This window comes from Vibrio celticus (assembly GCF_024347335.1).
Taxonomy (GTDB): domain Bacteria; phylum Pseudomonadota; class Gammaproteobacteria; order Enterobacterales; family Vibrionaceae; genus Vibrio; species Vibrio celticus.
In genome coordinates this window covers 2,817,041-2,836,930 of the sequence record NZ_AP025463.1, presented here as the reverse complement: position 1 = coordinate 2,836,930, position 19,890 = coordinate 2,817,041, and the positions used below count along the sequence as shown (strand labels likewise).

Annotated in this window: 13 protein-coding genes and 1 riboswitch; of the genes, 7 read left to right on the top strand and 6 right to left on the bottom strand. The window is 45.2% G+C overall.

All coding sequences use genetic code 11. From position 1 onward, the window contains the following. Positions 1 to 140: 140 nt before the first annotated feature. The gene (locus OCV19_RS12765) at positions 141 to 674 is read left to right on the top strand and encodes a DUF3332 domain-containing protein (protein ID WP_048608024.1); all 534 of its coding nucleotides are present in this window, start codon (positions 141 to 143) and stop codon (positions 672 to 674) included. A gap of 104 nt (positions 675 to 778) precedes the next feature. Here OCV19_RS12765 and dapD read toward each other — a convergent pair whose 3' ends face one another. After that, positions 779 to 1,810, bottom strand: coding sequence for a 2,3,4,5-tetrahydropyridine-2,6-dicarboxylate N-succinyltransferase (gene dapD / locus OCV19_RS12760; RefSeq protein ID WP_065676364.1), 1,032 nt, complete (start codon positions 1,808 to 1,810; stop codon positions 779 to 781). 504 nt (positions 1,811 to 2,314) lie between these two features. On the opposite strand from dapD, the gene OCV19_RS12755 reads away from it, so the two are divergent. Beyond that, positions 2,315 to 4,306 (top strand): bifunctional metallophosphatase/5'-nucleotidase, encoded by a 1,992-nt coding sequence (locus OCV19_RS12755; RefSeq protein ID WP_065676365.1) that lies wholly within the window; start codon positions 2,315 to 2,317, stop codon positions 4,304 to 4,306. 135 nt (positions 4,307 to 4,441) lie between these two features. On the opposite strand, the gene OCV19_RS12750 is transcribed toward OCV19_RS12755, so the two are convergent. From OCV19_RS12750 to OCV19_RS12730, 5 genes are all read right to left on the bottom strand, one after another. Beyond that, positions 4,442 to 5,083, bottom strand: a complete 642-nt coding sequence (locus OCV19_RS12750) for a MarC family protein (protein WP_065676366.1) — start codon at positions 5,081 to 5,083, stop codon at positions 4,442 to 4,444. A 242-nt stretch (positions 5,084 to 5,325) separates the two neighbouring features. Further along, positions 5,326 to 6,315 carry a GGGtGRT protein gene (locus OCV19_RS12745; protein WP_065676367.1) on the bottom strand — a complete coding sequence of 330 codons (990 nt, stop codon included), beginning with the start codon at positions 6,313 to 6,315 and terminating at the stop codon, positions 5,326 to 5,328. 23 nt (positions 6,316 to 6,338) lie between these two features. Continuing rightward, positions 6,339 to 7,031, bottom strand: a complete 693-nt coding sequence (locus OCV19_RS12740; RefSeq protein WP_065676368.1) for an iron-sulfur cluster assembly scaffold protein — start codon at positions 7,029 to 7,031, stop codon at positions 6,339 to 6,341. A 193-nt stretch (positions 7,032 to 7,224) separates the two neighbouring features. After that, positions 7,225 to 7,308, bottom strand: a riboswitch (Fluoride riboswitch). A gap of 155 nt (positions 7,309 to 7,463) precedes the next feature. Next, positions 7,464 to 7,757 (bottom strand): YebG family protein, encoded by a 294-nt coding sequence (locus OCV19_RS12735; protein ID WP_008223840.1) that lies wholly within the window; start codon positions 7,755 to 7,757, stop codon positions 7,464 to 7,466. A gap of 88 nt (positions 7,758 to 7,845) precedes the next feature. Further along, the gene (locus tag OCV19_RS12730) at positions 7,846 to 8,742 is read right to left on the bottom strand and encodes a LysR family transcriptional regulator (RefSeq protein WP_050052897.1); all 897 of its coding nucleotides are present in this window, start codon (positions 8,740 to 8,742) and stop codon (positions 7,846 to 7,848) included. 163 nt (positions 8,743 to 8,905) lie between these two features. Between OCV19_RS12730 and OCV19_RS12725 the strand changes: the two genes are divergently transcribed. The 5 genes from OCV19_RS12725 to recD all read left to right on the top strand — a co-directional run bounded on the left by OCV19_RS12725 (position 8,906) and on the right by recD (position 19,814). Further along, entirely contained in the window at positions 8,906 to 9,901 is a 996-nt protein-coding gene (locus tag OCV19_RS12725) for a TDT family transporter (protein WP_065676369.1), read from the top strand. 127 nt (positions 9,902 to 10,028) lie between these two features. Beyond that, positions 10,029 to 13,505, top strand: a complete 3,477-nt coding sequence (recC, locus tag OCV19_RS12720; protein WP_065676370.1) for an exodeoxyribonuclease V subunit gamma — start codon at positions 10,029 to 10,031, stop codon at positions 13,503 to 13,505. Between the two features lie 6 nt (positions 13,506 to 13,511). Then, a complete protein-coding gene (locus tag OCV19_RS12715) occupies positions 13,512 to 13,673 on the top strand; it encodes a hypothetical protein (RefSeq protein WP_167352283.1) in 162 nt (53 codons plus the stop codon). A gap of 241 nt (positions 13,674 to 13,914) precedes the next feature. Beyond that, positions 13,915 to 17,604, top strand: coding sequence for an exodeoxyribonuclease V subunit beta (gene recB / locus OCV19_RS12710; RefSeq protein WP_065676371.1), 3,690 nt, complete (start codon positions 13,915 to 13,917; stop codon positions 17,602 to 17,604). Next, positions 17,604 to 19,814 carry an exodeoxyribonuclease V subunit alpha gene (gene recD, locus OCV19_RS12705; protein ID WP_065676372.1) on the top strand — a complete coding sequence of 737 codons (2,211 nt, stop codon included), beginning with the start codon at positions 17,604 to 17,606 and terminating at the stop codon, positions 19,812 to 19,814. Before recB ends, recD begins: the two co-directional genes overlap by 1 nt. The last annotated feature ends 76 nt before the right edge of the window (positions 19,815 to 19,890 follow it).

The window sequence follows — 19,890 nt, the reverse complement described above, 5'->3', positions numbered from 1 at the left end:
AGTTTGCTGTTCTAAAAAACTCCACTACGCTAAATGTTATGGAATCAATTTGTTAGGCCATGAATTTCTGTACGTGAACAGGAAGACTGCTGTTTGGCTATGCAAAAACCGAATCAATCATCGTGGCATAAGAGGGATCTATGAAAACAACAATCACAAAAGCAGTTGCAGTGGCAGCGATTGTCATGTCGTTAGCTGGGTGTGTCGGTAGTAATGCCGTTACTGGGAAATTAATGAAGTTCAACGTTGAGGTTGTAGATAACCGTTACGCTCGTGCTGGGGTCAACTTCTTACTTGCTCCGGTTTATGCACTAACAACCGCAGCCGATTACATCGTATTCAACTCGATCGAATTCTGGGCGGGTAAAAACCCACTGACTGGTGCGCCTCACATCTTCGATAGTAAAGTCGATACCATGATTGATGTGAACGACAGCCTTGATGATTCACTGAAAGATGCGCCACTTGGCTTCAACAATCGTCAGATTGAATGGGGTGAGATGCAGCAAATCGACGAGAACACCATTCGTATGGACATTACTTACAACGATGGTCAAAAAGCAGTACTTACAGGCGTTCGTGATGGTGACAAGGTCAGCTACTACATGGATGGCACACTAGTTTCAGAGACTTCTATTCAAGCTCTTGAGCAGCTAGCCGCAGAGAAAGCATAACCCACTCTGATCTGCAGATATAAAAGAAAAGCCGTTGGATTTAACCCCAACGGCTTCGTACTTTTTAGCATTTAGCATTTAGCATTTAGCATTTAGCGCTTAGATTAGTTGTTGCTGTGTAGCTCGCTGTTTAGCTCAACAGCAGACTTGTTCGCAAGACATTCAATTTGGCCAGTGATTGAGTTACGACGGAACAGAAGATCCGAAACGCCAGCTAGATCGCGAGCTTTAATGATTTCTACTTCGTTGCCTTCTTTATCTAGCATGCGAACCTTAGTACCCGCAGTCACGTAAAGACCAGATTCAACCGTGCAACGGTCGCCCATAGGGAAGCCAAGACCAGCGTTTGCGCCTAGTAGGCAGTTTTCGCCGATAGAGATAACCATAGTACCGCCACCAGACAGAGTACCCATGATAGAAGCGCCGCCGCCGATGTCTGAACCGTTACCTACAACAACACCCGCAGAGATACGACCTTCAACCATACTCACGCCAGTTGTACCAGCATTGAAGTTGATGAAACCTTCGTGCATTACTGTTGTGCCTTCGCCTACGTGTGCGCCAAGACGAACACGAGAAGTGTCAGCAATACGAATACCTGTTGGTACTACGTAGTCCACCATTTTAGGGAACTTGTCTACGCAATCTACAGACAGAGCACGACCTGCAAGGCGAGCTTCGATTTGACGCTCAGCCAGCTCTGGTAGGTCGATAGGGCCTTCGTTTGTCCATGCGATGTTGTGCAGTAGACCGAAGATGCCGTCCAGTACCGTACCGTGTGGTTGTACTAGGCGGTTAGAGATAAGTTGTAGCTTTAGGAAGCCTTCAGCAACCGATGTTGGTTTCTCGTCAGTAGCAAGAACAACAAGAACAAGTGGCTGTTCAGACGCTGCCGCTTTTTCTGCGAAAGATGCGTTAGCTGCATCATCGTTTGCTGCGAATGCCTTCGCCAGTTCTGCGCTTTGTGCAGCAGAGATTTCGATAGCTTGGTTGTCTTCAGAGTAACCTGATACTTCTGCCACAGCCGCTACAAGAGCGTCGCTTGGGTTTAGAAGTGGGTTAGGGAAGAACGCTTCAATGATTTTATTGTCGCGATTTTTGGTTGCCGTACCGAAGGCTAGTGAAAAGTAAGCCATGTTGAATCTCCATGTGTTGAGTCTTGATTTTACTATTCCCAAACAGCGGCTCGAATAACTAGCGCTGCCGTTAGCAAAGTTAATTTAATTGCGTTCATCATAAAGAGAGCGCCCTCGTTATGAAAGGGCGTATCGGGATAAAGTCTGTAAAATGATATTGCTTGTCTTTCTAGCGATAGTTTTCATTATCCGGATACTGCACCATGTTCTTAATCTTACGGCGTTTTATTTAACTAATCAGTATGCTTTCATTTCCATATCTGTCATTCATATCTAACTCACCTTCTTGTTAGCAGTATCAATAGAGTGAGTCACACTTTCTCTATAAATTCATGTTTATTATCAGAATTATTCGACTTCTGTTGATTAATCGCTTGTGCCTACAGTTAGGGTAAATACTCAACTTTCCAGACATGTAATTAAGAGAACGATCACTAAAACCCTGCAAGATGTCAGTATATTGCCTGCCATAACGACATTAAAACGATTAATAAAGGATCTTCTATGAATTTTACTAAGTCTTTACTGGTGTTATCTATCGGCGTAGCGATGGTTGGTTGTGGCTCGGACAGTGACGATATTATTGTTCCCGATATGACATTACGCATTGCACATGTGAATGACACTCACTCAAACTTTGATCCTGTAAAATCAAGTTTTACTATGGGTGATGATGGCAAGAAGGTTTATAACGAATTTGGCGGTTATCCTCGCCTATTGAAAGCCGCTGATGATATCAAAGCGGGTGCTAAAGCTGACAAAGAACCTTTGTTATTCTTGCATGGTGGTGACGCATGGCAAGGTACCGCTTACTTTAAGCTAAATGAAGGTGCCGCAAACGCAGACTTGTTGTCACAGATGGGGTTAGATGCAATGGTACTTGGGAACCATGAATTCGATTTAGATACTGACAAGCTCGCATCGTTCATCAATACAGTTAGTTTTCCCGTGCTAGCAAATAATATGGATACATCAAAAGATCAGTCTTTAAGTAATGTAGATAATTTATACCCTTATCAATTGTTCGCATTTGAAGGCTCAGAAAAAAGAGCAATTACCTCTGTTTCTGATGCAAATGATGATGAGAAAGTTGTCGCTGTAATCGGTGTTGTTTTGGGGGATATGCCAACGATAGCTACCGGAACTGGTGATGTGACATTTAGTGACCAAATTACAGCAACTCAAGCCACTATAAATGATTTAAAAACCAAGGGTGTGAATAAAATCATTGTTCTATCACACATAGGGAATGCTGCCGATAAGGAGCTTGCTGCCAATACAACGGGTATCGATATTATTGTTGGCGGTCACTCTCATACTTTACTAGGTGACTTTACCGACCTTGATCAAGGTAATAATGGTATTTATGCCGAAATGATTCCACAAAAAGACAAGGTACAAAAGACTTGTGTGGTTCAAGCTGGTCAGTATGCGGAAGCTATCGGAGACGTTGATGTATCATTTGACATAAATGGTAATCTTCTCTCCTGCGTTGGGAACAATACTCTATTATCAAATGATGAGTTTTATCACGATTCTCATCGAGAACATCAAATGATTAGTTCTGATAAAGATGATGTAACTTCGTTTATTGATAATAACGACAAAATTACGATAAAAGATGAAGATATAGATTTAAGAACCCGTATCGACGCAACTTATAAGCCAGCTCTTGAAGCTGCGTATGGTGATGTTGTTGCAGCTGCACCGACTGAAATCGGTCATGAGCGTCGTCCTGGTGACGCTGGAACTGATAAGCACGGTTCAGATGTTGCTCCGATGATTGCTCAAAGTATGATTTATTGGGCAAATCAACCGTCGGTAACAGCGGTTACCGGTAAAAATGTTCAGATTGGTTTGGTGGGAGCTGGTGGTGTTCGAACGGATATCGCGTCAGGTGATTTCAGGGAAGGAAATGCGACGTTAGAATTATTACCATTCTCGAACTACTTGTCTATTTTAACCGTTAAAGGCGAAGTGATTCGAAATCTTATCGACACCACAATTGAGCCGACACTTGCGGAAGGTGCTCATGCTGGTAAGTTCCCATATGTATCGGGTATGCGTTACACGTTTACAGAAGATGTGAAAGGTGTATCAGGTACAGTGACGAGCCTGGAGGTTAATACTGGAACTGAAGAAAACCCAGTATGGACGACAATGAACGATGCTGATAACTACACTGTTATCGTTAATAACTATAATGCAAGTGGTAGTGATGGTTGGAATGTATTAGGCGATGCTCAGTTAACATCAACAGATCGTCAAGATATTGTGATTTCAGGCAATGGTTTTAAAACTTACAAAGTTAATAACCTGACATACGATGGAAGTACCGAGAAATATAGCGTCAACTATGATGGTGGTATTAAACCATGTGCGGAAGGCTCAGGTGACGTATGTAATACTGATGCAGAATCATTTATTTCTTGGGCTGAGCATAAGAAAGTATTAGAGCCACTAGGATTTGAAACAACAACGATTGAATATAAATAGTATTGATACGCTCTTATCGGAGTGTCATGTATTGTTAATTAAAGCCTTCAAATACAAGGTTATAGATTAACAATAAAATAAAAATAGCCAGCGAATCGCTGGCTATTTTTGTATCAGAAATTTGTTGTTCTGAGCTTAAACAAACAGCGCTTTATGAGCTTGCTCGATCCCTTCAATCAGCATCTGCATACCGATAACTGCGAGTATTAAGCCCATCATTCGAGTAATCACGTTCAGTGCACTTGGTCCGACCGCTTTAACGAAGCGTTCGCCGAATACAAATAATACATAGGTTAAAGTACACAGTAGACCAAAGGCGACGATGGTGATGATGGTTTCGTAGATGCCTTCGGTGCTGGCAAAGTTCATCGCGGTGGCTATAGTGCCGGGGCCGGCCAGTATTGGCATAGCTAAAGGTGAAACTGCGATACTTAGCGCCGCGTCTCGTTGGGCATCTGAGTTGACTTTCTCTTTCGCTTTGGCGTGTGTTGAGTCGCCTTGTAGCATGTGAAAGCCAATCAAAAAGACCAGAATACCGCCCGTGATACGCAGTGCGTAAAGCGTGATACCAAAGAGGTCAAAGATCAGTTTGCCAGAGAGTGCAAACGTACTGACGATGACGAATGCGATAAACACTGAACGGAAGGCGATGGACTTGACCGTTTCCCTGTCATTGTCACCAGTTAATCCAAGAAAGATTGGGGTGTTGGCGATTGGGTTCATGATGGCAAAAAATCCCATGAACACGGTAATGGTATGAATGATGAGCTCTTTCATATTATTCCTTTGAAAGTATGCAGTTAAATACCAATGGTTGGTGTATTTAACCTTAGATACAAATAATTATTAGAAATAGATAGTAGAGCAAGTATGAATAAAAAACAGCCAGCACAAGGCTGACTGTTTGATTTTAGTGATAGGTGTAGAGTTTTGGTCGCGCGTTATTGCGAGTTTCTCAATTATTAAGCTCGACACAACGGCCTCTATATAACAGGCCGACGGTGGAGCTCGTTTTGGCGCTATGCGTTTTGAGATTCACTCACTGCGACAGCCAATGCAACTGTAGCACCGACCATTGGATTGTTGCCCATGCCGATGAAGCCCATCATCGCCACGTGAGCAGGAACAGAAGAGCTACCTGCGAACTGGGCGTCAGCGTGCATTCTGCCCATGGTATCTGTCATGCCGTAAGACGCTGGGCCTGCTGCTACGTTATCTGGGTGTAATGTTCGACCTGTACCGCCGCCTGAAGCTACTGAGAAGTATGGCAAACCTTGGCGAGTACGTTCTGCTTTGTAGATACCCGCTACAGGGTGTTGGAAGCGAGTAGGGTTGGTTGAGTTACCCGTAATACTGACATCCACTTCTTCTCTGTGCATGATAGCCACACCTTCACGTACATCATCAGCGCCGTAACACAAGATGTCGCCGCGAGGGCCTTGTGAGAAACGGCGACGTTCAGTTTCAACAAGTTCACCTGTTTGGTAATCGTATTGAGTGCGCACGTAAGTGAAGCCGTTGATGCGCGAGATAAGATAAGCCGCATCTTTACCTAGGCCATTTAAGATCACTTTCAATGGGTTTTTGCGTGATTTGTTGACGTTCAGTGCGATTTTAATTGCGCCCTCAGCGGCAGCAAAAGACTCGTGACCCGCAAGAAAAGCAAAGCAGTGACTCTCTTCATTCAGAAGACGAGCAGCAAGCGCACCGTGGCCGATCCCCACTTGGCGTTGCTCAGCAACACTGCCAGGTTTGGTGAATGCTTGAAGGCCTTCACCAATGATATTTGCTGCTTGTTCTGCGCTGGTGGCTTTGCGAAATAGCGCCAGTGCTGAGCCAAGGATATAAGCATCGGCAGCGCTTTCAAAAGCAATAGGTTGGGTATCCATCACTAACGCTTTTGGGTCGACATTGTGTGATAGACAGTATTGGTTCGCTTGCTCTAAAGAGTCGAAGTTCATTTCTGCCAATACGCGAGTTACTGATTCATTAAATTGAGTGTTCATCATATCTTTCCTCTAAATTGGCAAAATTACTGTTGGCGTGGGTTAATAGTGGTCACGGCTTCATCGAAGCGGCCATAGGTCCCTGTCGCAAGGTCGGCCGCTTCATTCGCTGGCACACCTTGGTTAATCGCCTTCATCATTTTGCCGAGGTTGATATACTCGTAGCCAATCACTTCGCTGTGATCATTAAGCGCTAGCTTGGTCACATAACCTTCTGCAAGCTCTAGGTAACGTACGCCTTTTGCTGCGGTTGAGTAACTGGTACCCACTTGGCTGCGCTGTGTTTGACCTAAGTCTTCTAATGCAGCGCCAATTTCTAGACCGCCTTCAGAGAAAGCTGATTGAGTTCGACCGTAAACAAACTGCAGGAAGATTTCACGCATGGCTACGTTAATAGCGTTACACACTAAGTCAGTATTTAGGGCTTCAAGAATGGTTCTTCCGGTGAGGATTTCTGCTGCCATCGCGGCTGATTGAGTCATGCCTGAACAACCAATCGTTTCGATTAGTGCTTCTTCGATGATGCCGTTTTTTACGTTCAGCGTTAGTTTTGCTGCACCTTGTTGTGGTGCACAAGTGCCGACGCCATGGCTTAAGCCAGAAATAGCGATGACATCTTTTGGACTAACCATAGCGCCTTCAACTGGAATTGGTGCTGAAGTGTGTAGATCACCCCTTTGAATAGGGCACATTGATTGAATTTCTGAAGAGTAGTGCATAATGTTTTCTCACAGTTAGAGTCGTTGAAGACCTAGGGCGTTGAGAAAACAGGACGTGTTGGAAGAGGTGCGGCTAATTCACTACAGATCTTGAGTATCGATAATCCAAAGGTGTCATGGAACTTGGTCTTATAGACTAAGTCCATTTCAAAATGGAGGAATAGCGATACATCCAACAGTATTACCTGTTTTCGATTCTGTAGGAGTCATTAGCACTGTTCGGAAGAACGGGCGGTTGAAGCAAAAGCTTAGGTGGAACCCCATCACCTGATGGCTATAAATTAGATCTTTATCACACTTTCATGCAAGCGAATGTTTAGAGCAATTTCGACTATAAACAAGCTTCATTATATTTCGATAAGTATAAAAAAACGCCAATAACGAACTCTGATTAGAGGCGTCATTGGCGTTTTTTAGAAAGCGATCAGCTAGTTACGCTGCATCTTCTTCTGCGTCTTCAACAGCTTCAAGCTTCTTAGCTTTTTTCGGAGCTGGTTTACGCTTAGCACCTAATGCGTAAAGAACTTCTTCTTTGTTCTTCGCTAGGTACATTGCAAGTTCTTCTTGCTTGCCTTCATCTTCAACTAAATCGCTTTTGCCTAAAAGTTCAAAAAGCTCATCAGCCATATCCAGCATTTTGTCGTATGCGTCGGCTTCGGCTTTAGAGGTAAAAGTCATTTTCTCTTCTCCGTTGCGTTCCACCACGTACTTGACGATAACAGCCATGGTTAATCCTCTAAGTTTGATAAATTTTACTGGCTTTTTATACAGTTTCTGATGTTAAAAGTCCAGTTGGAGCCCTAACAATGCGGCCTCAATCTTGATGTGTAGCCCAGTCTTCACAATAACTCATGAAAGATTTCAGCAGCGGGCTCTGGTATTTGTCTTTGTGTACCAGCATCCAGAAACGTCGTTTCATGTCGAGTGGCACATCGAGCGCTTTTACTCGGCCTGAATCAATCGCTCGTTGTGCCGCCAGTCGTGATAGACATGCGAATCCAAGATTGGCGGAAACTGAATTGATGATCGCCTCTGTGGTGTTGAGTTCAAAAGATTCATACCAATGTTCGATGCGCGGTGCGACGGCACGAAGGAAAAACTCGCGAGTCCCTGAGCCTGATTCACGTAAAATCCAATGGCTGTCTTCTAAATCGCTTAAAATCACTTTTTCTTTGGCAACGAGAGGATGTTGATTACTAACAATAATGCACATTTCATCGCTGCTAAACTGACTCGAAATGAGTTCAGGGTGTAATGTTTTTCCTTCAATTAGCGCGATATCAAGTTCATAATCCACCAACTTTTGGCAGATCAGTGCACTGTTTGAAATGAACAAGCTTTGATCCTGATGCTGTGTTCGTTCGCGAAAGCCTGACAAAATAAACGGTGCGACCTGATTACCAATCGTGTCACTCGCGCCGACCTTTAGATTGCCACTTAAAGGCTGATCATCACGGAACAAAACATCAATACCAGCAGCACGATGTAATATTTCATCCGCCAATGGAAGTAACTTATGTCCCTCTTGGTTGAGAATTAATCGGTTGTTGACCCGGTCAAATAGAGAGTGGCCGAGTTGTTTCTCCATTTCGCCTAGTGCCATGCTGACCGCAGCTTTAGACAGAAACAGAGCCTCAGAGGCAGCAGTCAATGTCGAGTGCTGAGTAATAGTGACGAACACTTTGAGCTGTTTTATTGAAATATTAGCCATCAGATTCCTAGTTTTGCTCTGCTGGTGAAAATGGGTTCTGTTCAGTATTGATGAACACTTGTCATATATAATTGGATATTGTTTAACGAAGCGCAAGCGTATTATGGCTTCAACAAGCTGATGAGTTCACAAGTTTAGTGAATTAAGTTTAAGAGAGGCTGACATGATTCAACGTATTAAATATAGATTAACAGGAGCCCCAACACCCATTGCAGGGTTAGCACTAGCAATCGCAAGCTTAGGCTGGTGCTGGGATGGTGTTTTAGTCGCACAAGGTATTTTGCACACCCCAGGCTTAGTCCAGTGGTTCAGTGCAGCTATTGCAGCGGTATTGCTTCTTGTTTTAGCTGTGAAATTTTTGATTCATGGTCACCTATTGCGCGCAGATCTTGCTCACCCTGTTGTCGGCAGTGTGGTACCAACATTTGCAATGGGGTGTATGGTGGTGTCAGCGTCTTTGGCGCCAATCTCTCAGTTCTTACAAGAAGCTATGTGGTTGGCTTCTGTGGCTTTGCACGTTGTGTTTCTAATGAGCTTTTTGTACCACAGAGCTAAAAACTTTGAGATTCACCACATGGTGCCAAGCTGGTTTGTGCCACCGATCGGTATTATCGTCGCTGACGTCTCTTTCTCAGGTAATCCAGTTTTAGAGCCAGTAGCTAACGCGACTTTGGTATTCGGCTTATTGGTTTACGCAGTAATGCTACCAATCATGGTTTACCGTTTGATCTTCTCTCACGAAGTGCCAGATGCTGCAAAACCAACCATTGCGATTATGGCAGCACCGGCAAGCTTATCTCTGGCGGGTTACTTAACCGTTACTGCTAGCCCTTCACCTGTGATCATTGGTTTACTATTTGGTATTGCAGTGTTGATGACGTTTATTATCTATATGGCGTTTTTCAAACTACTTCGTCTTCCATTTAGCCCTGGTTATGCAGCGTTTACCTTCCCAATCGTGATTGGTGCAACAGCCTTGTTCAAACTGGCTGCGTGGATGCAAGCACAAGGTATTGAAGCGCATTACATCAATCAAGTGTTTGGCTTAGCGTATCTAGAATTGATTGTGGCAACGTTTGTAGTGGGTTATGTGGCGGTTCGTTATTACATGAATTACAAACCTCACCGTGTTCTAAGCGCGGTAGGCAGTAGATTGTAAGAAGCAATAGTTCAAAAGATAAACGGACCTTAAGTTTTCAGTATTTCATAAGCTTATATTCCTAATCCAAACACGGCACTTATGCTAATCTGGCTTTATATTTTGGCAAGATTAGCGTGAGTGCACTTTGTTTACTGTTTACCATTCCAATAAAGTTGATACTTTAAAAATCCTTCTCGTTCACTTAATCAAAAGTGATCCTTTAGCCAATCCTTTCGAAAAAGAGCAGATCTTGGTTCAGAGCCCAGGTATGTCTCAATGGCTTAAGATGGAACTCGCCAAAGAGTTTGGTGTAGCAGCAAATATAGACTTTCCTCTTCCAGCAACCTTCATTTGGGATATGTTTACCCAAGTGCTTCCTGATGTGCCTAAACGCAGTGCTTTTAACAAAGAAGCGATGACGTGGAAGCTGATGAGTTTGTTACCCGCTAAGCTTGACCACCCTGATTTTTTACCTCTACAACGCTACCTTGAAAACGACGAAGATGATTCGAAGTTGTACCAATTGGCAGAAAAAATTGCCGATATCTTCGATGGTTACTTGGTGTATCGACCTGAATGGATGGCGATGTGGGAAGCGGGAGAGCCCGTTGCAGAACTTATCGATGATGAGGGACAACAAGAGCACCCTTGGCAACCGATTTTGTGGCAAGCACTCTATGAGCAAACCCTGTCTCAAGGCCAATCAAAATACCACCGTGGCAATTTGTACCACGACTTCATTGAAGCGCTAGCTAATCAACAAGGTAAATTGCAACATCTGCCTAAACGCTTATTTGTGTTTGGTATCTCTTCGTTGCCTCCTCGTTACATGGATGCGTTGAAAGCACTCGGTGAGCAGATTGATGTGCACTTGATGTTTACCAACCCTTGCCAACATTACTGGGGCGATATTCGCGACCGTAAATATTTGGCAAGAGTTGAAGCCCAGCGTCGTAAGCAGTTTGCGTTGGTTGATGGTTTACCTAAATTGGAGGGTGAAGCTTCACCATTGAAAGATGGCATTGAAGCTAATATTGAAGACGAACTGCATACCAGCCAAGCCGTGGGTAATAGTTTACTTGCGTCTATGGGGAAACTGGGCAGAGATAACCTGTTTTTACTATCTCAATCAGACTGCGAAGAGCATGAGTTCTTTATTGATGTTGAGAGAGATAACCTATTGCATCAACTGCAAGCCGATATTCTCCAGTTAGAAGAACATCAAGACGACCACATATTAGATTCCAGTAACCATAAACAGGTTGTTGAACTTGGCGATCGCTCTCTGACCGTACATGCGTGTCACAGCCCAATGCGTGAGGTTGAAGTCCTTCATGATCAGCTGTTGGCGATGTTTGATGCCAACCCGACCCTGAAACCACGCGATATCATCGTGATGGTGTCTGACATCAATGCCTATAGCCCAGCGATTCAGGCAGTATTTGGTAATGCCCCGGGTGAGCGTTATATCCCTTACTCGATCTCAGATAGAACCGCCGACCAAGAAAGCCCAATCCTGACCGCCTTCATGCAGTTGGTCGCACTGCCGAATACGCGTTGTTTAGCGTCTGAGTTGCTAGAGTTGTTAGAAATCCCTGCAATGATGGCACGCTTTGGTATTGATGAATTTCAATTTGAGCAAGCCAAGCAGTGGGTTGAAGAAGCGGGTATCCGTTGGGGCGTCGATTCTTCTACGGCAACCGAGTTTGATTTGCCTGCCACGGAGCAAAATACTTGGCTGTTTGGTATCCAGCGCATGCTATTGGGCTACGCGATGTCGGATTCTGCAGGTTTGTTTGAAACTGAACACTCTCCAATTGCTGCTTATAACGAAGTTCAGGGCATTAACGCCGAACTTGCAGGTAAGTTAGCGCACTTTATCGATCGTATCGCTCATTACCGTCAACGCCTTACTGAGACCCAATCTATCGACATGTGGCGTGAAACCTTGCTGCAAATGATTGATGATTTCTTTGCGGTTGAGTTAGAAGGTGAGGTGGTGCTTAAGTCGATTCGCGATGCACTTTCTCAACTGAATGAACAGCTTGATGATGCCTTGTACGAACAAGAGCTATCGCCAAGCATTATCTATCAGTACTTGAATAATAAACTGTCGGGCGCGCGTATTAGTCAGCGTTTCTTAGCGGGACAAGTTAACTTCTGTACCCTGATGCCGATGCGTTCTATTCCGTTCAAAACCGTTTGTCTATTAGGCATGAATGATGGTGTTTACCCGCGCTCAATGCCACCAGAAGGGTTTGATTTGATGAACGGGCGCACTCGTCCCGGAGACCGTTCTCGTCGTGATGATGACCGCTACCTATTCTTAGAGGCGATGTTGTCAGCGCAAGAATGTTTGTACATAAGCTATGTCGGCCGTTCGATTCAAGATAATACTGAGCGAGTGCCGTCGGTATTGGTTTCAGAGTTGATTGAGTACTGCCAGCAGAACTATTGCCTAAGTGCAGATCAAGCGCTACCAAGTGATGATTCTGGTATCAAGCTGACTCAAGCGATCAGTTTTGAACACACCATGACGCCATTTAGCCCGGCTGCCTTTACTCAAGGTGATTCAAGCCATGTGCTGAGTTACGCCAAAGAATGGCTTCCTGCGGCTAACCGTTCCGGTGAACGCAGTGGTGAATTCAATCGTGCCTTGGATGACTATTTGCTTGGTGCGACCTATCCATTGGAATTGGATTTGGTTGAGCTGCAGCGTTTCTGGCGCTTGCCAGTGCAATACTTCTTTAATCGCCGCCTAAAAGTGGTGTTTGAGCCCCCGCTTCCGGTAATGGAAGACGATGAACCGTTCGTGCTTAATGGTTTAGAAAGTTTCCAACTAAAAGACGCTTTGCTTCAAGTATTACTCGATCATCCTGAAGGGGCGGATGAAGCGGTTCGCTTGTTTGTCTCTGAGCAAAAAGCTCAAGGTCGATTACCGGTTGGCGCTTTTGGTGATATCGAATTTGAAACCAACCGCGTTCAAGCAGAAGACTTAGCCAAAGAGATTCGATTTGTAAGTGGGCAGCCACAACAAGATCTCGAGGTAAATATTGAATTTGACGTACTAGGTGAGGGCAAACCGGTTCGTTTGATGGGTTGGCTGACTCAAAACTATCAATCGGGTTTAGTGCGTTTCCGTAGTGGCAAAATTCGCTCGCAAGATTACTTGGCTGCGTGGGTCGATCACTTGTGTTGTGCGGTGATGGGGCACGGCAAAACGACTCATATTATTGGCTATGACAGAAAAGAAGGCGTGGTTCACCAAACGCTACAACCTATCGGCGATGCGCAGCAGGCGAAGAGTTTATTAGCTGAGTTAGTGCGACTGTTCTATCAAGGTATGACTGCACCACTGCCGTATTTCCCGAAAACCGCCTTAGCCGGCGTTGAAGCGGGCTTTAGCCGTGGTAAATGGGTCGATGATGAAGAGAAGTCGCTCAAGAAAATGGCCGATACTTTTAATGATAGCTTCGCTTTCACGGGCGAGGGTCGAGATACCTACATCTCGCGTATTTGGCCTAAGTGGGACGAGGAGCTGGCGGCTGAGTCGCGTATGTATTCAACGCTTGTGTTACAGGCGGCTAGGTTGGCGGCTGCCGATCTGGAAGATCAGGAGTAAGTGGCTGTGATCGACAAGATCAGTAGCGTGTGCGCTGAATTAATGAAAAACGAAAGAGAGTCGCTGGTAAGCATTTGGGATGCTTACTTTCCTGGTGAAGGGAATCAAAGTGAAGAGAAGCAAGGTACAGGAAATAAAGTGGCCGCCAGTAAATCATTATTAGTGTAGGGCGTTCGCTGTACGGCCACAGGTCAGAGGGACCATTATTCTGTGGTTCAAAGTAACGCCATAAAGTACAAAACTCGTACGCGCTCCTGAACTCGTGGGCGCATAGTAGCGAGGCGATCTGAATTGATCCGTGAGAGAGATCGCACAAACTATTAACAAATTAGCGTAGGACGTAAATTGAATGACGTTTTCCACGCTAGGTCACATTTGTAACAACATATCTATCAGAAGGCAGTAAGGCATGACGACCACAAGCAGTGTTCAGGTAATTGCTCCACAGACACTCAATACCATGACGTTTCCACTTCATGGCGCGCGTTTAATTGAAGCATCGGCGGGTACAGGTAAAACATTTACCATTGCTGGCTTGTACTTACGCCTACTGCTTGGGCACGGCACGGCTGCACCACAAGGTGAGCTTACAGAAGCTACCCGACACCACGAGCCGTTAACCGTAGACCAAATTCTGGTGGTGACCTTTACCGAAGCGGCAACTGCAGAGCTCAAAGACCGCATAAGGAAAAAAATACGCGCTGCATATATATCATTTCGTAGAGGCGTTTGCGTTGACTCTAAAGATCAATTTATCAAAGACTTACTTGAAGAATACGATGATGCCAAGAGAGCATCCGCAGCCATAACATTGCTTAATGCCGAAAGGCAAATGGACGAAGCCGCGGTATACACCATTCACGGCTTCTGTCAGAGAATGTTGACTCAAAATGCCTTCGAGTCTGGAAGCCGTTTTGATAATGAATTTGTGACCGATGAAAGTCATTTGAAAGCGCAAGTGGTTGCTGACTACTGGCGTAAGCAGTTTTACCCGCTGCCGATTCAACTGGCAGGTGAGGTTCGTAATATTTGGGGCTCACCGGCTGCGTTATTAGCTGACGTAAATCGTTATCTGACGGGTTCTCCATTGAAGCTAACCGTAGAAGCGATGTCGGGTGACTTACAAACTCTGCACAAGCAGAACCTAGACAAAGTGAAGCAACTCAAAGCGCTGTGGTGTGAGTCTGCTGCGGACTTTTTGGCTTTGATCTCAAGTTCAGATGTGAACAAGCGCAGTTACACCAAGAAGTCTCTGCCAACATGGTTAGAAGCGGTCACAGCATGGGCGCAGAGCGACACCCATGATTACCAGTTCCCAGATAAACTAGAGAAGTTCTCTCAAGCTACTCTAATTGAAAAAACACCGAAAGGCACTGTACCTCAGCACGCAGTTTTCGAAGCGATTGAGGACTTCTTAAATTCTCCTGCAAACCTGAAAGCCCCGTTATTGGCGCATGCGATTACTCACTGTCGAACTATTCTAGCCAAGGCTAAACAGCAGAAGCAGTGGTTATCATTTGATGATTTGCTGACTCAGTTATCTGCATCGATTGATGTCGATGAGCAATCCTTGCTGGTGGAAAGAATTCGCACCTTATACCCGGTGGCGATGATCGATGAATTCCAAGATACCGATCCGCTGCAATACAGTATTTTTAGCCGAATCTACCTCGATAACCCGCAGTGTGGTCTGTTTATGATCGGTGACCCGAAACAGGCTATCTACGGTTTCCGTGGCGCGGATATCTTTACTTACATCAAGGCAAGAAACCAAGTTAGTGCTCACTATACGTTAGGGACTAACTGGCGTTCGAGTGCTGATATGGTCAGCGCGGTAAACCAAGTGTTTATGAATTCGGACAGTCCGTTTATCTACGACCAAGACATTCCATTCTTACCCGTTGCTGCCAGTCCATCGGCTGATAAGCGCCAATGGGTAATGAATGGTGAAACTCAGCATGCACTCACCTTTTGGCTACAAGAGGCTGAGGGCAAGCCGTTACCAAAGGGCGAATATCACAAGGCAATGGCTGAGGCGACGGCGAGTCAAATTCAAACCATTCTGACCGCTTCTCAAAACCAGCAAGCCTATTTTGATAACGGCAAAAAACAGCATGCCGTGAATGCGGGTGATATTGCTGTCTTGGTTCGAACCGGCAGTGAAGGTCGTCTGATCAAGAACGCGCTGTCTGAGCAAGGCATTGCAAGTGTGTATTTGTCTAACCGAGACAGTGTATTCACCAGCTTGGTTGCGCAAGATATTCAACGCTTGCTGCAAGCGGTGCTGACACCTGAAAATGACCGTGCATTGCGCGCGAGTCTAGCCTTCGAGTTATTTGCTCTAGATGCGGCTTCATTGGATGAGCTTAATAACGATGAAGTGGTGTGGGAAAACGTGGTTAACGAATTTCGAGAATATCGTAAGTTGTGGCTGCAGCGTGGCGTGCTACCAATGCTTCGTAGCGTCATCAGCAAGCGACATCTCGCGGAACGTTTACTGGAAGAAGAAAATGGTGAGCGCTCACTTACCGATTTAATGCACATTGGCGAATTGCTGCAACAAGCAAGACAAGAGCTCGATAGTGATTATGGTTTGTTGCGTTGGTTAGCAGAAGCGATTTCCGATGCTCAAAATGGTTTAGGCGGCAGTGAGGATGACATTCAGCGTCTTGAGTCAGAGAGAAACTTGGTTCAAATCGTTACTATTCACAAATCGAAAGGTTTGGAATATGACTTAGTATTCCTCCCATTTGTCGCGAGTTACCGAGAAGCGAGCGAAGGCAAATTCTACGATCATGATTCAGATACCACAGTACTGGATATTACAGGTAGTGATAGTGCTTTAGCGCAAGCCGACAAAGAGCGACTGGCGGAAGATTTACGTTTGATTTATGTAGCGTTGACTCGTGCGGTTTATGGCTGTTTCATTGGTATGGCGCCACTGCGTAAAGGGCGTTCAACCAAAGAGCCGACCGGCGTGCATTTGAGTGCGATGGGCTATTTGGTTCAAAACGGTCAAGAGCAAGGTATTGCCGAATTGCATCAGGCTCTTGCAGCCATTGAGGACAAGAACTCCAGTGTGCTGCTAGCCGAAACTCCAACCGCTCACGAGCAAGTGTTTGTACAAACCGAGCAAGTGAGCGAAGACTTACATGCGAACGAGCTCAAGGCTTCAATCGACAGGGCTTGGCGTATCACCAGTTACTCGGGGCTTGTAAAGCAAGGCAGTCACGGTGCGAGTCATGACGCGACCATTGAGGTGTCTGGCTTTGATATTGATTCGGCTGATGAGCAGGATGAGTCTGAGTTGATTGAGCCTGAACGCTCTATATTTACGTTCCCTCGTGGTGCTCGTCCGGGTACTTTCTTGCACACCTTGTTTGAGGAGGTTGAATTTACCGAGCCAGCAACCAGTGAACATAACACGCAAGTAATCACTCACTTATTAGAATCAGAGCAATATGAATTAGAGTGGCTACCTGTGCTTCAGCAACTGGTCGATACAGTGCTGAACACCGCATTAGACGGCAAGAACTTAAAACTAAGCGAGAAAGACTCAACACAACGCTTAGTTGAGATGGAGTTCTTACTGCCAATTGAAGTATTGGCCTCATCAGAGTTGAATCAAACCATTCAATATCATGATCCATTGTCAGCCAAAGCGGGCGACCTAGGTTTTCAAACCGTGCAAGGTATGTTGAAAGGCTTCATCGATTTGGTGTTTGAGCACCAAGGTAAATACTATGTACTCGACTGGAAATCGAATCACTTAGGAGATGATGTTGCTGTCTACCATGGCGAGGCATTGAAATCGGCGATGGCCGACCATCGCTATGATTTGCAATATCAAATTTATGCATTGGCGTTGCACCGTTTCTTACGCAGCCGCGTTGCCAATTACAGCTACGAACAACATTTTGGCGGCGTGTACTACTTGTTCTTACGAGGAATAGACGGCCAATCTCAGCAAGGTATTTTCTCGGCGAAACCAACACTGGCGTTACTTGATGAAATGGATCAATTGATTGACGGTAAAGTGATAGACAGACGTTCAGCACAATTGAATGACGATGAAACTGGTCAGATGGGGCTTTTATAATGACAACAACGACCACTAATACCAGCATAGAAACAGCGAACACAACGAAGCCAGTTTCACTTATTCCTGAGCAACTTATGGATGTACTCAAGTTTCTTGCAGATAAGGGTTCGATTCGTCAGTTGGATTATCAGTTTGCCCGTTTTATTGCTCAGCAAGCCACGAGTTACTCTCAAGAAATCGGTTTTCTCGCTGGGGTAGTGAGCCATGAATTAGGCAAAGGGCACATTTGTTCTCAGCTTATACAGCAGCATACGATAGGCCCTGCACAAACGGCAGATCTAGCCCAGTTACTTGGGTTGTATGGTGAAACGGCGCTGCAATTGAATCAAAAGCTGTTAGGTATTGATTGGTTGGCGGTACTTCAATCGTCCAATTTAGTTGGAGCAACCAATGACTGTGTTAAGCCGCTGATGTTTGATGGACAGCGTGTCTACTTACAGCGTTACTGGAACTACGAGGTTGTACTGGCAGACACGTTAAACCGTTTAAGTAAGCCAGTAGAGTTCAATATTGAACAGAAAAAGGCGCTGACGGAAACACTCAATCAGCTCTTTGCACGCAGCTATCACTTCCTGTTTAACGCCTTAGCCAAGGCTGAAGCAAGCCAACAAACGTCTCAGGTGTTACGCCAACAATTGGTGTGTGATCATCTTGATATTGTGAATGAGCAGGCTCTAGATTGGGGAGCAATCGACCAAGCGATTGTGCAAGCTAAGCAAGTGACAGACTTAGATGTGCTAGATAGCTTGGTATCGTTATCGGCATGTTTGAACTGGCAAAAAGTGGCGGCAGCGGTGGCGTTAAGTCGACGTTTTGCGGTTATTTCTGGCGGACCGGGCACCGGTAAAACGACCACGGTAACTAAGTTACTTTCGGCGATGGTCGAGCAATCGCTAAGCCAAGGTAAAACACCGACGATCAAGCTGGTGGCACCGACAGGTAAAGCGGCGGCACGTTTAACTGAGTCGATTGGTAAAGCGATTGAGCAGCTACCATTAACACCTGAAGTAAAGGCCAACATACCGACTGAATCCAGTACTTTACATAGGTTACTCGGCGCGATTCCTAACCGTGCTGAGTTTAGACATAACCGACGTAATCCACTTCACCTTGATATATTGGTAGTGGATGAAGCATCGATGGTTGATCTGTCGATGATGTATAAGCTGGTGGATGCACTTCCTGAGCACGCAAGGCTCATCTTATTGGGTGATAAAGACCAACTCGCTTCAGTAGAGGCAGGTGCTGTGCTCGGTGATATATGTTCATTCAACTCTGCAGGGTACAGCACAGCGCAAGGCAATTTGGTTGCGGAGATGACAGGTTTTGATGCGATAGCTAAACCAAGACAAGTCAAAGCTGGATCGGTGAATCCTCCTGCGATTGCAGACAGCTTGTGTATGCTGCAGAAGAGTTACCGTTTCGATGCGCGTTCTGGTATTGGTCAGCTGGCAAAAGCAATCAATAATGGTTCTGCGAATCAAGTAGACCAAGTGTTTGCCAAAGGTTTTGGCGATATCGAAAATCATCCTCTATCGAGCGACAGCTATAACTTGATGCTGCGTACCTTGGTTAATGAGTATGGCGCGTATCTCAATCGAATGAATGTGCCATTGGAAGAGTTAGAAACTCAAGAAGCGAGAGCCAAATCGGTACTCGATTTGTTCAGCCAATGCCGACTGTTGTGTTCTATTCGTGAAGGGGACTTTGGTGTTAAAGGTCTCAACCATAGAATTGAAAGGGCGCTTGCCGCAAGACGTTTGGTGAGCCCTCATAATGATGAACTGTGGTATCACGGGCGTCCTGTAATGGTGACGCGAAATGATCATGGCTTGGGTTTGTATAATGGTGATATTGGTATCTGTATGCTTGAGGTGGATTCAAGCCAACCTGATTCAGTACCTCGCTTGAAGGTCTATTTTGAGTTGCCGGATGGTAGCGTGAAAGCTGTGTTACCAAGCAGAGTGCCCGATCATGAAACGGCTTATGCAATGACGATACACAAATCTCAGGGTAGTGAGTTTGATCTGACCTTAATGATCTTGCCGCCGGATTTCAGCCCTATTTTAACGCGGGAGCTTATCTATACCGGTATTACACGTGCCAAGAAACGACTGATGATGTTCAGTGATACCAACGTGTTGAAGCGTGGGATTAAGGTGAAAACAGAGCGAGTGAGTGGTTTAGGCAGTCGTTTAACGAATTAGTCGATAATGGACGCTAGAGAAGGGCTTGCACTTAGAGCTAGATAAACACAAAGCAACCATCCCTGGTTGCTTTGAA